Genomic DNA, 14,390 nt, shown 5'->3' on the forward strand with positions numbered 1-14,390 from the left:
CCGGTGCGCCGTGCGCCTCGGCGGACCGGGCTACCACCAGGCCGGGTCCAGGCGTCCCTCGATCGCCCTGAGGTTCTCCCTGGAGCAGGTGTCGCAGAGGTACTGACGGACGCCGTTGTCCATGGAGCAGGTCCAGGTGGGCCGGGGCCCGTCGGCCGTGGTGCCGCAACGGGCACATTCGAGGGTCCGGGGCTCGGGGGTGAAGCAGCCGTCGTCACTGCCTCCGGAAGGACTCGTCACGCGGCGACGATATCGCCGCAGCCGCCGGATCGCCGGGCACAACGCACCGCGGGGCCGGTCCGTTCGGACGGACCGGCCCCGCGGGGAGCTTTCGCCCTTCCGGCTTCCGGGAGGGCATCGCTTCAGATGATGTCGGCTACTGCATGACCGCGAGGGCCAGCGCACGGCGGGCGCGCATCGAGGCGCGCTCGGCCCGGCGCTGCATCCGGCGCGCGGCGGCCAGGCTGATGGCCCGGCGCTCCCGCTGCGCCTCATGCAGTCGCTCGTGCATATGCGCACGAGCCAGGGCTTCTGGTTGGAGTTGCATCTCTCGGGTCCTGTTCTGGCGCAAGTCGCTCGCGCCGGTGATCGTGAAGTCTGGAATCGCGGAGCCTGCGGGCTCGGTGGTGGACGGCTTCATCGGGGCCTGCTTCTTGGGGTCGTGCGTGAAGGGGTGGTCGATCGTTCCTGCTGTGTTCATGCTGTGACCGGGTTCTTGCGCGGGCGGCCACGCGGCCGCTTCCGGGCGACGACGACACCCTGGACGAACAGCTCCCCACCCCAGACGCCCCAGGGCTCACGCCGCTCCTTCGCGCCAGCGAGGCAGGCCTCCATCAGCGGGCAGGTGCGGCAGAGGGACTTGGCGTACTCGACGTCGGCCGGCGACTCGGCGAAGAAGACCTCCGGGTCGTAGGAACGGCAGGGGACGGGCACGCCGAGGTTCTCGATGGCGTCGTCGAGCGCGGTGAGCGCGGTGAGGGGGCTGAGCGGGGTCAAGGCGGAGTCCTCCGTGAGGCCGGGCGGGGGGATCGTTTCGGAAGGCGGTACGGACGGGGCGTGCGCTTCGAGTTGCACGGTTGGTCTTCCTCGTCTGGTCGGCCCGGCCCTGTTGGACCGGTGGTCGGCTTGGTACCGGGTCTTTTCTTGTCCCGAGGCCCCTTCGGCTCCGTCATCCCCGTTCGGGGACAAACAGAAGGGCCGCGGATCCCGGATGGGGTTCCGCGGCCCTGAAGGCGCCGGCCTGATCGACGATCAGGCTGGATCACTCCAGGGTTCTGGCCCACGGAAGGCCCACATCAGGTGGTGCTGCGTCGTCTGCTTCCGGCTTGCGGCACCGGCCGCCGTAAAGGCATAGGCGTGCGCCTGTCCCTCTACTGCTTCCAGTGCCTTGGTCGGTCGCTCATTGCGCTCACGAACGGGAAGACCCGCGAGAGACACGGAGGACGCGGACTGGGCGGCACGAATGCCGGACAGACCGGTGCCCTGGTTCGAGACGGCGAGCATGCACAGGGAAGCGACGACCGAGCGATCGGTCATTTTCACGGTGAAGCTGGTGTTGATCCTGGTCACTGGTCTCGCCTCCTCTCGGCGTCTCGGGGGACTGGTCGGACCAGTCCTACGGGTATGTAAGTAGAGCATGGGAATAGGGCCTTCGAGAAGGCTTCCGTTCCCGTGGCTAAGAACCTATGGGGATCGCTGGGGCATGCGCAAACTATTTTCTCGACGAGTTCGGATCAGTTCCCAACTTCTTCCGCCCCGGGGTCCTGGCCTGCGCAGATCGCCAGCACATCGGCCCCGTACCGGTTGAACTTGCGGACCCCGACCCCGGAGATCCGCGCCAGCTCCCCCTCGTCGTCGGGGACGGCCTCCGCGATCGCCATCAGCGTCTTGTCGGTGAAGACGCAGAACGCGGGCTGTCCACTGCGCCGAGCCTGCTCCGCCCGCCACTCGCGCAACCGCTCGTAGAGGCCCTCGTCCATGTTCGACGGACAGTCCTCGCACCGCATCAGCTTCATCTCACCGGCGTCGGTCAGAGTGCGGCCGCAGACCCGGCAGCGGGCCGGGGTGCGCTGGGTGCGGCGCGGCCGGGCCTCCGCCCCGCCGTTTCTGAAGCCGCGCTCCACGCCCGGGGACCCGACCGCGGCGCCGCGCCCGGCGGTGCCGGTCGAACCGGGTCGCAGGCCGTCGAGGAAGCGGCTGGGGCGCCGGGTGGGACGCCCGCCGGGCGCGCGGGAGAGCGCCCAGGAGACATGCAGGTGCTCGCGGGCACGGGTGACACCGACATAGAGGAGGCGGCGTTCCTCCTCGATCTGCTCGTCGGTCTTTGCGTAGGTGATCGGCATCATGCCCTCGGCGACCCCGACCAGGAACACGACGTCCCACTCCAGGCCCTTCGCCGAGTGCAGGGAGGCGAGGGTGACGCCCTGGACGGTCGGAGCGTGCTGGGCACCGGCCCGCTCGTCCAGTTCCGCGACGAGGTCGGCGAGCGTGGCGCCGGTTCTGGCGGCGGCGAAGTCCTGCGCCAGGTTCACCAGGGCGGCCAGCGACTCCCAGCGTTCCCGGACCGCGCCGGAGCCCGCCGGGGGCTCGGAGGTCCAGCCCTCGCCGGAGAGCACGGCGCGCACCTGGGAGGGCAGGTCGGGGGCGTCGTCCAGCCGCGAGTCGTTGCCGCCGAAGCGGGCCGCGCCGCGCAGGTTGACGATGGCCCTGCGCACCTCAGGGCGGTCGAAGAACCTCTCCGCGCCACGCAGCTGGTAGGGGACGCCCGCGTCGGCGAGGGCCTGCTCGTAGGTCTCGGACTGGGCGTTCGTACGGAACAGGACGGCGATCTCGGCGGCGGGGACGCCGGCGACCATCAGCTCACGGATGCGCCGGGCGGCGCCCTCGGCCTCGGCGGGCTCGTCGGTGTACTCGGTGTAGACCGGCTCGGGCCCGGGGGCGCGCTGGGAGACCAGTTCCAGGCGGTGATCGGCCGCGCGGCCGCTGGCCTGGGCGAGCAGGCCGTTGGCGAGACGGACGACCTGCGGGGTGGAGCGGTAGTCGCGGACCAGCTTGACGACCGTGGCCCCGGGGTGGCGGGTACGGAAGTCGAGCAGATGGTCGGGGGTTGCGCCCGTGAACGAGTAGATCGTCTGGCTGGCGTCGCCGACCACGCAGAGGCTGTCCCGGTCGCCGAGCCACAGCTCCAGCAGGCGCTGCTGGAGGGGGCTGACGTCCTGGTACTCGTCGACGACGAAGTGCTGGTACTGGGTGCGGACCTGGTCGGCGATGTCGTGCCGGTCCTGGAGGACCGCCACCGTCAGCAGCAGGACGTCCTCGAAGTCGATCACTCCGCGCTCGCGCTTGAGGTCCTCGTAGGCGGCGTAGAGCTGGGCGATCTCACCGGGATTGCGGGGTGCCACGCGGCCCACCTTGGCGGCGGCGGGGGCGTAGTCGGCGGGGACGGTCTGGGTGACCTTGGACCACTCGATCTCGGCGGTGACGTCCCGCAGCTCCCCCCGGTCGAGTCGGATGCGGCAGGCGGCGGCCGCGTCGGCGACCAGCTGGATCTTGCGGTCGACGAGCCGGGGCATGGAGCCGCCGACCGCCTTGGGCCAGAAGTACTGGAGCTGGCGCAGGGCGGCCGAGTGGAAGGTGCGGGCCTGAACCCCAGCGGCGCCGAGCTGGCGGAGCCGGCCGCGCATCTCCCCGGCGGCACGGTTGGTGAAGGTGACGGCCAGCACGCTGGAGGGCTGGAGGATGCCGGCGCGCACTCCGTAGGCGATGCGGTGGGTGATCGCCCGCGTCTTGCCCGTCCCGGCGCCGGCCAGCACACACACCGGGCCGTGCAGGGCGGTGGCCACCTCGCGCTGCTCGGGGTCGAGCCCTTCGAGCACCGCGTCGGCCGAGTCGGGGACCTGCGGGAAGAGCGAGGAGTGCGTTGCTGCTGTCACACCGCCATGCTGCCAGGTCGGCGGAGACGGCTGTGCCGGTTGTCCACAGGTGGGGGCTCGCAGTCGTACTAATGCGGCAGGCATCACCTGCCAGGGCGGAGCGGGCCGGGAATGGCACCCGGGCGGCATGCGTTCTCCCCCTGGACGACCTTCTCCCCCGAGCCAACAGAGGAGCGCGCGAGACATGCAGGGCACTGTGACGATGTACAGCACCACGTGGTGCGGTTACTGCCAGCGGCTGAAGAAGCAGCTGGACCGCGAGGGCATCGCGTACACCGAGATCAACATCGAGCAGGACCCGGCGTCCGCGGCGTTCGTCGAGAAGGCGAACGGCGGCAACCAGACGGTCCCGACCGTCCAGGTGGTTCCCTCCACCGGTGGCGCTGAGGTCGTGATGACGAACCCGAGCCTTGCCCAGGTGAAGCAGGCGCTCGGCGTCTGAGTCACCTGAGGCCCACGACCCCCGACCGGCCTGGCGCCGATCGGGGGTTTTGTGTACCCGGCCTGTGCGGGGCGGCTCGGCGACAGCGCGATCGACCTGGCGAACGACGTGTGCCCGGAGAACGTCGTCACCGCCGCGCTGCTGGACTGACGTGCCGTACGACGCGACAGGGGGCCGCTCCCGGTGGGCAGCGGCCCCGCTCGCGTGTCGTCACACGCTGCGCGTCGGCAGCGGCTTGCCGTACCAGAGCTACACGCTGCGCGTCGGCAGCGGCTTGCCGTACCAGAGCTCGATCAAGCGGGCCGCGATCGAGATGCCGTAGGGCGGCAGGACCTCGCCGGAGTCGAAGGCGGCACCCAGTTCGTCGCGGGAGAACCAGCGGGCCTCGCTGATCTCGTCGCCGTCGACGTTGATCTCGGTGGTGGTGGCGCGGGCCAGGAAGCCGAGCATGAGGCTGGACGGGAACGGCCAGGGCTGGCTGGCGACGTACTCGACAGGGCCTACGGTGACGCCGGCCTCCTCGAAGACCTCGCGGCGCACCGCCTGCTCGATGGACTCCCCGGGCTCGACGAACCCGGCGAGCGTCGAGAAGCGGCCCTCGGGCCAGTGGACCTGGCGGCCGAGCAGGATGCGGTCGTCCTCGTCGGTGACGGCCATGATCACGGCCGGGTCGGTGCGCGGGTAGTGCTCGGCGCCGCAGGCCTGGCAGCGGCGGATGTGGCCGGCGGCGGCGATGACGGTGCGGTCGCCGCAGCGGGAGCAGAAGCGGTGGGTGCGCTGCCAGTTCTCCAGGCCGACCGCGTGCACCATCAGGCCCGCGTCGCGCGGCGACAGCAGCAGTCCGGCCTCGCGCAGGCCCGCCGGGCGCGCCGACTGGTCGATGCGGCCGGGCAGTGTGTCCTTCTGGAGGGCGAAGTAGCGCACGCCGTCCTCGTCGATGCCGAGGAAGTAGCGGTGTGCCTCGGTGAGCGGGGCCTCGAAGGACGGTGTCATGACGAGTTCGGTCCGGCCGTCGGCCGTCTCGTCGATGAGGACCTGACCGCCGGAGACCACGAAGCAGCGCGTCGTGGGGTGGCTCCACGCCGCCGCGAGCCAGGCCTCGTCGAGCCGGTGGTGGGCGGCCCGGTCGATGCCGCTGGCGGCGGTGAGCGAGATGGGTCGGTCGGCGGTGTGGTCGGTCCAGGTGGTCACGGGTGCTTCCAACTCCCCCGGTGGAACGGATTGTTTCGGCGGGACGTGCGACGGGACTCGGGGCGGTCAGGGCGCATGGGACCAGTGCTCCGCCAGGTCTTCCCACAGGTAGGCGGTGGCCTCGACGCCCTTGAGGAGAAGGTCGAGCTCGACCTTCTCGTTCGGCGCGTGCCAGCCGTCGGAGGGGACCGAGATGCCGAGGAAGAGCACCGGGGCGTCCAGCACTTCCTGGAGGTCGGCCGCCGGCCCCGAGCCGCCCTCGCGGGTGAAGCGGACGGGCTTGTCGAAGGCGCGGCCCATGGCGCGGACGACGGACTGGAGGGCCGGGTGGTCCAGCGGGGTCAGACACGGGCGCGTGGCCGCACCGAACGTGATCTCGCAGCGGATGCCGGCGGGCACCTGATCGGCCACCCAGGCGCGGACGGCCTTCTCCACGTGGTCGGGGTCCTGTCCGGCGACCAGCCGGAAGGACAGCTTCACCATCGCGGAGGCCGGGATGATCGTCTTGCTGCCGGGGCCCTGGTAGCCGCCGCCGATGCCGTTGACCTCGGCGGTGGGGCGGGCCCAGACGCGCTCCAGGGTGGTGTGCCCGGCCTCGCCCTGGGTGGCGTACGACGTGGCGGTGCGCAGCCACCGCTGCTCGTCGAAGGGCAGCTCGGCGAAGAGTTCGCGCTCGTGGTCGGTGAGCTCGACGATGCCGTCGTAGAAGCCGGGGACGGCCACGCGTGCGTGCTCGTCGTGCAGGGCAGCGACCAGGCGGGCCACCGCGGTCGCCGGGTTGGGGACGGCGCCGCCGAAGGAGCCGGAGTGGATGTCCTGGTCGGGGCCGTGGAGCCGGATCTCGCACTCGGCGAGGCCGCGCATGCCGGTGCAGACGGTCGGGGTGTCCTCGGCCCACATGCCGGTGTCGGAGACGATCACCGCGTCGGCGGCGAGCCGCTGCGCGCGCTCCTCGACAAGGGCACGGAAGTGCGGGGAGCCGGACTCCTCCTCGCCCTCGATCAGCAGCTTGAGGTGGACTGCGGGGGCGGTACGGCCGGTGGCGGCGAGGTGGGCGCGGACACCCAGTGTGTGGAAGAACACCTGGCCCTTGTCGTCGGCGGCCCCGCGCGCGTAGAGGCGGTTGCCCCGCACGACCGGCTCGAAGGGCTCGCTGTCCCAGCCGTCCTCCAGGGCGGCGGGCTGCACGTCGTGGTGGCCGTAGACGAGGACGGTCGGGGCGCCGGGGTCCTGGGCGGGCCATTCGGCGAAGACAGCGGGGGCGCCCGGGGTCTCCCAGACCTCGACGGTCGGGAAGCCGGTCTCCCGGAGTGTGGCGGCGAGCCAGTCGGCGCTGCGGCGTACATCGGGCGCGTGGTCGGGCTGGGCCGACACGGAGGGAATGCGCAGCCATTCCGCGAGGTCGTCGAGGAAGGCGATGCGGTGCTGCTCGATGTACGTACGGACAGCGCTGACGACACTGTCAACGGGATGGCTCATGGTCACGAGCCTATCGGCCCGCACCGACATCCTCGCTGGGCGGTTCCTCACACTGTGCTTGCGCGGAAGGACCCTCCAGCAGCAGCCGCTCCAGCGCGCGCCGGTCCGCGAGATCGCCCGGTCGCACCACCTCACCGCTGCGGACGTACAGGAACGCGGCCGTCACCGACTCCAGGGGCACCCCCTGCTGCTCGGCCCAGGCGACCCGGTACAGGGCGAGCTGGAGCGGGTCGGCGGAGCGGTCCCGGCTGGTCTTCCAGTCCACGATCTCGTACGTCGCCCGCTCCCCGTCGCCCTCCTTGTAGACGGCGTCGATACGGCCCCGCACCACGCGGCCGGCGATGGCGAGCTGGAAGGGCGCCTCGACGCGGTGGGGCGTGCGGTGGGCGAACTCGGTGCGTTCGAAGGCGTCCTTGAGGGCCTCCAAGTCGCGTTCGTCCGCGATCTCGGCGTCACTGCCGGGCAGCTCCTCGGGCTCCAGCATGGGCAGCGTCAGCGCTTCGAAACGGGCTTCCACCCATGCGTGGAACCGGGTGCCTCGGCGCGCGGCCGGTTGTGGAGGGCGTGGCATGGGGCGCGCGAGTTCCTGCGCGAACCCGTCCGGGTCCGCGGCCAGCCGCAGCAGCTGGGAGGCGGTGAGCGCGGCGGGCAGGGGTACGTCGGTGACGGCCTCCCGCGCGCGCAGGAGCTCGCCGGTGAGGGCGTCCAGGTCGCGGTCCCAGGAGGCGAGGGTGCGGGCCTCCTCCGGGGTCAGGCGGGGGCGGGCGGGCTCAGCGCGCTCCCAGGTGTCGGCGTCCGTGGGATGCGCACGCGCGTGCTCGGTTCCGGCCGGGTCGGGTGCCGTCGCCTGGTGCGGGACGGTCGGGCGGTCGGTCGGCCAGGCGTCCCAGTCGGCGGATTCGTCGGGGAAGGCATCGGAGAAGGGGTCGTCCTCTTCGAAGAGAGGCTCGTCGTCCTCGGGCGGCGGTGGCCAGTCGGGGTCGTCGTAGGTGTCGGGGTCGTGGGCGGCCGCGGGATGGCCGTCCGCGAGACGGTCCAGGTGGGCGAGGACGGTCTCGGCAGCGGCGCGACGGCGGGCCAGGGCCGCGTCGTCCAGGGGCAGGGGCCAGACCTGGTCGGCGTCGGCCCGGTGCAGGGCCGGGTTCTCCGCGCCCTCGGCGGGCTCGTCCGCCCAGGCCTCGATCTCGCCGTGACCCGCTTCGCAGTGCTCGTACAGGGCCCGCAGGAAGTCGGAGGGGCCGCGGGGCTTCTTCTGGGCCGGGCCCCACCAGTGACCGGAGCCGAGGAGGAGGGAGCGGGGGCGGGTGAAGGTGACATAGCCGAGGCGGAGCTCCTCGGTGTGCTGGTGGTCCTTCATGGCCTCCTGGAAGGCCTTCAGGCCGCGTGCGTCCCAGCCCTCGACATCCGGCAGGGTGGGCGCGTCCCCGCGCAGCTCGTGCGGCAGCACCTTGCCCTGCGCGGTCCACTTCTCGCGCCCCTGGGTGCTGGGGAAGGTGCCGGTGACCAGGCCCGGCACGGCGACGACGTCCCACTCCAGGCCCTTGGACTTGTGCGCGGTGAGCACCTTGACGGTGTTCTCGCCGCCGGGCAGCGCGTTGTCGAGGCCCTTCTCGTACTGCGCGGCGGTGCGCAGGAAACCCAGGAAGGCCAGCAAGGTCGCCTCGCCGTCGCCCGCGGCGAAGGAGGCGGCGATGTCCAGGAAGTTGGACAGGGTCTCGCGGCGGCGGGCGGCCAGGGCGTGCGGTGACGCCGACAGCTCCACCTCCAGACCGGTGACGGCGAGGACACGGTGCAGGACGTCCATCAGCGGGTCCGAGAGCGAGCGGCGCAGGTCGCGCAGCTCGGTGGCCAGGCGGGCGAACCGCACGCGCGCGTCCGGCGAGAAGGGGAGTCCGTCGTCCTCGTGCTCGATGTCGAGCGGCAGCTCCAGGAACGTGTCCAGGGCGTCCGCCAGCGATATCACCTCGGACGGGTCGATCCCCTCGACGGCCTCGGCGAGCCGCCGGTCCCGGTCGTCGCCCGCGTCCACGCGCGCGTGGGCCACGAGCAGCCGGGCCCGGCGCCCGAGCAGGGCGAGGTCGCGCGGGCCGATGCGCCAGCGGGGCCCGGTCAGCAACCGGACCAGGGAGGCGTTGGCACCGGGGTCCTGGAGGACCTCGCAGACGGCGACCAGGTCGGCGACCTCGGGCAGGTGCAGCAGTCCGGACAGGCCGACCACCTCGACCGGGATGTCCCGGGCCACCAGCGCGCCCTGGATCTCGGCGAAGTCGGTCGCCGTGCGGCACAGGACGGCGATCTCGCCGGGTGCCTTGCCGGTCCGTACGAGATGGGCGATCGAGTCCGCGATCCACTCCATCTCCTCGGCGTGGGTGGTCAGCAGGGCGCAGCGCACCACACCGTCGCGCTCGGCGCCGGGGGCCGGGCGGAGGGCCTCCACGCCCGCGTGCATGGCGCGCAGCGGCTCGGCGAGGCTGTTGGCGAGGTCGAGGAGGCGACCGCCGCTGCGGCGGTTCTCGCTGAGCGCCTGGCGGGTCGCGGGCCGGCCGTCGGCGTGCGCGAAGTGCTGGGGGAAGTCGTCGAGGTTGGCGACCGAGGCGCCGCGCCAGCCGTAGATCGCCTGGCAGGGGTCGCCGACCGCGGTCACCGGATGTCCGGTGCCGCCGCCGAACAGGCCCGCCAACAGGATGCGCTGGGCGACCGAGGTGTCCTGGTACTCGTCGAGGAGGACCACGCGGAACTCGTCGCGCAGGATGCGGCCCACCTCGGGGTTCTGGGCGAGTTCGGCGGACAGGGCGATCTGGTCGCCGAAGTCGAGCAGGTCGCGCTCGCGCTTGGCCGCGCGGTAGCGGCCCACCAGTTCGGCGAGTTCACGGCGGGCGGCGGCCGCCTCGGGGACCTTGCGCAGGTCGGCGTTGGTGAGTTTCGCGCCTTGGAGGCCGAGCAGCAGCTCCGCGTCGTACGCGCGCAGGGCCTCCGGCCGTACGAGGTGTTCGGAGAGTTCGGCGTCGAGGGCGAGGAGGTCGCCGACGAGGTCGGGGAAGGAGCGGGTCAGCGACGGGTAGGGCCCGGGGGCCTCGCGCAGCACCCGCGCGGCGAGCTGGTAGCGGGTGGCGTCGGCGAGGAGGCGGGAGGTCGGCTCCAGGCCGATGCGCAGGCCGTGGTCGGTCAGCAGGCGGCCGGCGAAGGCGTGGTAGGTGGAGATCACCGGCTCCCCGGGCGGGTTGTCCGGGTCGATGACGTCGGGGTCGGTGATGCCCGCCCTGACGAGCGCCTTGCGGACGCGCTCGGCGAGTTCGCCGGCGGCCTTGTTGGTGAAGGTGAGGCCGAGAACCTGCTCGGGGGCGACCTGGCCGGTGCCGACCAGCCACAGCACACGCGCCGCCATCACCGTCGTCTTGCCCGAGCCGGCACCGGCGACGATCACCTGCGGGGCGGGCGGCGCGACGATGCAGGCCATCTGCTCCGGGGTGAACGGGATGCCGAGGAGCTCCTTGAGCTGATCGGGATCGGTGAGACGGGCGGGCATGTGGCAGAGGCTAGCGGCGCCCACTGACAGTCGAGGACGAATCACCCTCCGGACCGCCTCAGGGTCGCAAGAGGCGCAGGTCAGCACGCGTGGTGCAACCGGTCACACCGGTGCGCTCACTCGACCACGTGACGTCCTTCGGACCGCGCGCTGCACGACGCACGGAACGCGCAGTGCGTGCAGTGCTGCCCGGCGCTCGGGGTGAACCGCTCGTCGAGGACCTTGCCGGCCGCCGTGGCGAGCAGGTCACCGACCCACTCCCCCGCCGCGCCTTCGAGGCTTTCCTGGGCCTGCACCTTGGGCAGCGTCTCGCCGCCGTCCCGCTTGGCCGCGCCCTGGCGCAGCTGGACGAGTTCGGCGCCGCCCGGCCGCGGTCGTTCGCCGTCGAAGGCCTCGTCGACCGCGCCCTCGCGGACGGCCAGCTGGTAGACCGCGAGCTGCGGGTGGTGCTCGACCTCGCGCGCGGTGGGGGCCTGTTTGCCGGTCTTGAAGTCGACGACGTAGGCGCGGCCCTCGGCATCCGTCTCGACCCGGTCCATCTGGCCACGGATGCGCACCTCGTAGTCGCCCGCCTCCAGGGTCACGTCGAAGTCGTGCTCGCTGGCGACCGGGGTGCGGCCGGCGCGGTCCATCACGTGCCACTTCAGGAAGCGTTCGAGCGCCACGCGCGCGTTCTCCTTCTCCTGCGCCGACTTCCAGGGCGCGTCGAAGGCGAGCGCGTTCCACACGGAGTCGAGGCGCTCCATGAGAACGGCGAGGTCGGCCGGGGTGTGGCCGGAGGCGACCTCGTCGGCGAGGACGTGGACGACGTTGCCGAAGCCCTGGGCGACGGTGGCGGGCGCGTCGGCCTTCACCTCGCGACCCAGGAACCACTGGAGGGCGCAGGTGTTGGCGAGCTGGTCGAGGGCGCTGCCGGACAGCACGACGGGCTGGTCGCGGTTGCGCAGCGGCACCTTGCTCTCGGTCGGCTCGTACATGCCCCACCAGCGGTAGGGGTGGGCGGACGGGACGAGTGGACGGCCGTCCTCGTCGGCGAGCGCGGCGAGCCGGGCCAGCCGGCGGGCCGCGGCCTCCCTGAGGGTGTCGGAGACGCGCGGGTCGACGGTCGTGGCCCGCAGTTCGGCGACGAGCGCGGCGACGGACAGCGGGCGGCGGGGGCGGCCCGTGACGTCCTTGGGCTCGACGCCGAGTTCGGTGAGGAAGCGGGAGGGCTGGTCGCCGTCGTCGGCGGGCGCCTTGACCGCCGTGACGACGAGTCGCTCACGCGCGCGTGTGGCGGCCACGTAGAACAGGCGACGCTCCTCGACGAGGAGGGCTCCCGGGGTCAGCGGTTCGGCGAGTCCGTCGCGGCCGATGCGGTCGGCCTCCAGAAGGGAGCCGCGGCGGCGCAGGTCCGGCCAGAGGCCCTCCTGGACGCCCGCGACGACGACCAGGCGCCACTCCAGCCCCTTGGAGCGGTGCGCCGTCATCAGGCGGACGGCGTCGGGGCGTACGGCACGCCGGGTGAGGGTGTCGGCGGCGATGTCCTCGGCGTCGATCTCCGCCAGGAAGTTCAGGGCACCCCGGCCGCCGGTGCGTTCCTCCGCGCGCGCGGCGGTCGCGAACAGCGCGCACACGGCGTCCAGGTCACGGTCGGCGTTACGGCCCGCCGCGCCGCCCCGCCGCGCGGACCGCTCCAGACGGGTGGGCCACGGTGTGCCCTCCCACAGGTCCCAGAGCGCCTCCTCGGCGCTGCCGCCGCCCGCGAGACGCTCCCGGGCCTTGCGCAGCAGCGCGCCGAGACGTTGGGCGCCGCGCGCGTACACGGGGTCGTGCACGGCCAGCCGCTCCGGCTCGGCCAGCGCCCGCGCGAGCAGTTCGTCCGAGGGCGGCGGCAGCGGGTTGCCGGCGGCCCGTTCCTCGTCACGCAGGGCACGGCCCAACCGGCGCAGGTCGGCGGCGTCCATGCTGGCGAGGGGGGATGCGAGAAGGGTGAGGGCGGTCTCGGCGTCGAGCCAGCAGGGGTCGGGGGCCGGGGCGCCCCTCTCGGAGCCGTGCTCCGGCTCCTGGGCGGCGGGCTCCACGGAGCCGTGCACCTCGGCGGCGGGCTCCCCGCGACCGTGCTCCAGCCCCTCGGCGGCAGACTCCACGGAGCTGGGCACCGGATCCTCGGCGCCGGACTCCCCGCGGCTGTGTTCCAGACCACCGGCGGCAGACTCCCCGCGACCGTGCTCCAGCCCCTCGGCGGCAGACTCCACGGAGCTGTGCTCCAGATCCTCGGCGAGGGCCTCCTCCGGACGCGTCGAGGTCTCCGCGGTCGCCACCGCGCGCAGCGCTGTCAGCAGGGGCGCCACCGCCGGTTCATGGCGCAGCGGCAGGTCGTCGCCGTCGATGTCGAGGGGCACCCCGGCCGCGGTGAGGGCTCTGCGGACCGTCGGGATCGTGCGCGAGCCGGCGCGCACCAGGACGGCCATCTCGCCCCAGGGGACGCCGTCCTCCAGATGCGCCCGGCGCAGGATGTCGGCGATGTTGTCCAGTTCCGTCCCGGGCGTCGGGTACGTGAAGACCTCGACTCGGCCGCCCTCAAGGACCGGGGCGAGTTCGCGGTGGGCGCGGACCTTCTCGGCCGGGAGCCGGGTCAGCGGCATGCGCTGGGTCAACAGGCGGGTCGCGGCGAGAAGGGTGGCGCCGGAGCGGCGGGAGGTGCGCAGGACCTCGACGGGCGCCGGGCGGCCGTCCGCGCGCGGGAAGGCGTGCGGGAAGTCGAGGATGCCGTTCACGTCGGCGCCCCGGAAGGCGTAGATGGACTGGTCGGGGTCGCCGAAGGCGACGAGGGTGCGGCCGCCGCCGGCCAGCGCGTGCAGCAGCCGTACCTGGGCCGCGTCGGTGTCCTGGTACTCGTCCACGAAGACGGCGTCGTACTGCGCGGCGAGCCGCTCGGCGACCTCGTCGCGCTGGGCGAGCAGCACCGCGCGGTGGACCAGTTCGGCGTAGTCCAGGACGCCCTGCAGGTCGAGGACGTCCAGGTATTCGGCGAGGAAGGCGGCCGCGGCCCGCCAGTCGGGGCGGCCGATACGGCGGGCGAAGGCGTCCAGCGCGCCGGGACCGAGGCCCAGTTCGCGGCTGCGGGCGAGGACAGCGCGGACCTCGTCGGCGAACCCGCGCGTGGTCAGGCAGGCGCGCAGTTCGTCCGGCCAGCGCACATGCGCGAGGCCGAGCCGTTCCAGGTCGGGCTGGCCGGCGAGCAGCTCGCGGACGGCGACGTCCTGCTCGGGGCCTGACAGCAGCCTGAGCGGCTCCACGAACAGGTCGCTGTCCTGGTGGGCGCGGACCAGGGCGTAGCAGAACGAGTGGAACGTGGTCGCCTGGGGAGCGCGCGCGGCTCCTATGCGCAGGGCCATGCGGTCGCGCAGCTCGACGGCCGCCTTGCGGCTGAACGTCAGCACCAGCACGCGCGCGGGGTCGCCGCCGCGGGCGATCCTGGCGGCCACCGACTCCACGAGGGTGGTGGTCTTCCCGGTGCCCGGGCCCGCGAGGACGAGCAGCGGACCGGCCCGGTGCTCAACCACGGAGCGCTGTGCGGCGTCCAGTCGAGGGGGGTCCACGCGGGCCGGCGGGGTACGCACCAGTCGGTAAGCGCCACGGCTCCCCTGTCGCACCTGGGGGTGCGACAGGCGCCTGGTGGAGGAAGAGGAGCTCACGTGGTTCGCCGGTCCTGGTGGGTGTGCTGGTCGAATGGCCACCGCGTGTGGGGGGCGGTGGGCGCGGGGTGAGGGGGACGTGTGCAGCCGACGCTACGCCGACGGACAGATCGGAAGCAGGGCTTCCGCTTCTTCCCTCG

10 protein-coding genes are annotated in these 14,390 nt (G+C 72.9%); 1 reads left to right on the forward strand and 9 read right to left on the reverse strand.

The annotated features are described in order from the left end of the window. Positions 1–30: 30 nt before the first annotated feature. From ACZ56U_RS13405 to ACZ56U_RS13425, 5 genes are all read right to left on the reverse strand, one after another. A complete protein-coding gene (locus ACZ56U_RS13405) occupies positions 31–240 on the reverse strand; it encodes a hypothetical protein (protein ID WP_469084148.1) in 210 nt (69 codons plus the stop codon). 136 nt (positions 241–376) lie between these two features. Beyond that, positions 377–700 (reverse strand): hypothetical protein, encoded by a 324-nt coding sequence (locus ACZ56U_RS13410; RefSeq protein ID WP_469084149.1) that lies wholly within the window; start codon positions 698–700, stop codon positions 377–379. After that, entirely contained in the window at positions 697–1,074 is a 378-nt protein-coding gene (locus ACZ56U_RS13415) for a WhiB family transcriptional regulator (protein ID WP_391232972.1), read from the reverse strand. The genes ACZ56U_RS13410 and ACZ56U_RS13415 overlap by 4 nt, the downstream gene beginning before the upstream one ends. Positions 1,075–1,251: 177 nt before the next feature. After that, positions 1,252–1,569 carry a hypothetical protein gene (locus ACZ56U_RS13420; RefSeq protein ID WP_469084150.1) on the reverse strand — a complete coding sequence of 106 codons (318 nt, stop codon included), beginning with the start codon at positions 1,567–1,569 and terminating at the stop codon, positions 1,252–1,254. Between the two features lie 164 nt (positions 1,570–1,733). After that, complete coding sequence (locus ACZ56U_RS13425; protein WP_469084151.1) at positions 1,734–4,061, reverse strand: ATP-dependent DNA helicase UvrD2; 2,328 nt, start codon at positions 4,059–4,061, stop codon at positions 1,734–1,736. Positions 4,062–4,116: 55 nt separating this feature from the next. On the opposite strand from ACZ56U_RS13425, the gene ACZ56U_RS13430 reads away from it, so the two are divergent. After that, positions 4,117–4,374 (forward strand): mycoredoxin, encoded by a 258-nt coding sequence (locus tag ACZ56U_RS13430; protein WP_391232974.1) that lies wholly within the window; start codon positions 4,117–4,119, stop codon positions 4,372–4,374. 249 nt (positions 4,375–4,623) lie between these two features. Here ACZ56U_RS13430 and nudC read toward each other — a convergent pair whose 3' ends face one another. The 4 genes from nudC to ACZ56U_RS13450 form a co-directional block, all read right to left on the reverse strand. Further along, complete coding sequence (gene nudC / locus ACZ56U_RS13435) at positions 4,624–5,565, reverse strand: NAD(+) diphosphatase (protein WP_469084152.1); 942 nt, start codon at positions 5,563–5,565, stop codon at positions 4,624–4,626. 66 nt (positions 5,566–5,631) lie between these two features. Continuing rightward, entirely contained in the window at positions 5,632–7,044 is a 1,413-nt protein-coding gene (locus ACZ56U_RS13440) for a dipeptidase (protein WP_469084153.1), read from the reverse strand. A gap of 10 nt (positions 7,045–7,054) precedes the next feature. Then, positions 7,055–10,570, reverse strand: a complete 3,516-nt coding sequence (locus ACZ56U_RS13445) for a UvrD-helicase domain-containing protein (RefSeq protein ID WP_469084154.1) — start codon at positions 10,568–10,570, stop codon at positions 7,055–7,057. A gap of 116 nt (positions 10,571–10,686) precedes the next feature. Then, a complete protein-coding gene (locus ACZ56U_RS13450) occupies positions 10,687–14,250 on the reverse strand; it encodes an ATP-dependent helicase (protein WP_469084155.1) in 3,564 nt (1,187 codons plus the stop codon). Positions 14,251–14,390 lie beyond the last annotated feature (140 nt).

It is taken from the genome of Streptomyces sp. NPDC034103 (assembly GCF_055575395.1).

Bases quoted from the DNA above. Each gene is read 5' to 3' on its own strand.
- ACZ56U_RS13440 (WP_469084153.1), bottom strand. From the start codon at position 7,044: ATGAGCCATCCCGTTGACAGTGTCGTCAGCGCTGTCCGTACGTACATC.
- ACZ56U_RS13410 (WP_469084149.1), bottom strand. From the start codon at position 700: ATGAACACAGCAGGAACGATCGACCACCCCTTCACGCACGACCCCAAG.
- ACZ56U_RS13430 (WP_391232974.1), top strand. From the start codon at position 4,117: ATGCAGGGCACTGTGACGATGTACAGCACCACGTGGTGCGGTTACTGC.
- ACZ56U_RS13445 (WP_469084154.1), bottom strand. From the start codon at position 10,570: ATGCCCGCCCGTCTCACCGATCCCGATCAGCTCAAGGAGCTCCTCGGC.
- ACZ56U_RS13425 (WP_469084151.1), bottom strand. From the start codon at position 4,061: ATGCCGCCCGGGTGCCATTCCCGGCCCGCTCCGCCCTGGCAGGTGATG.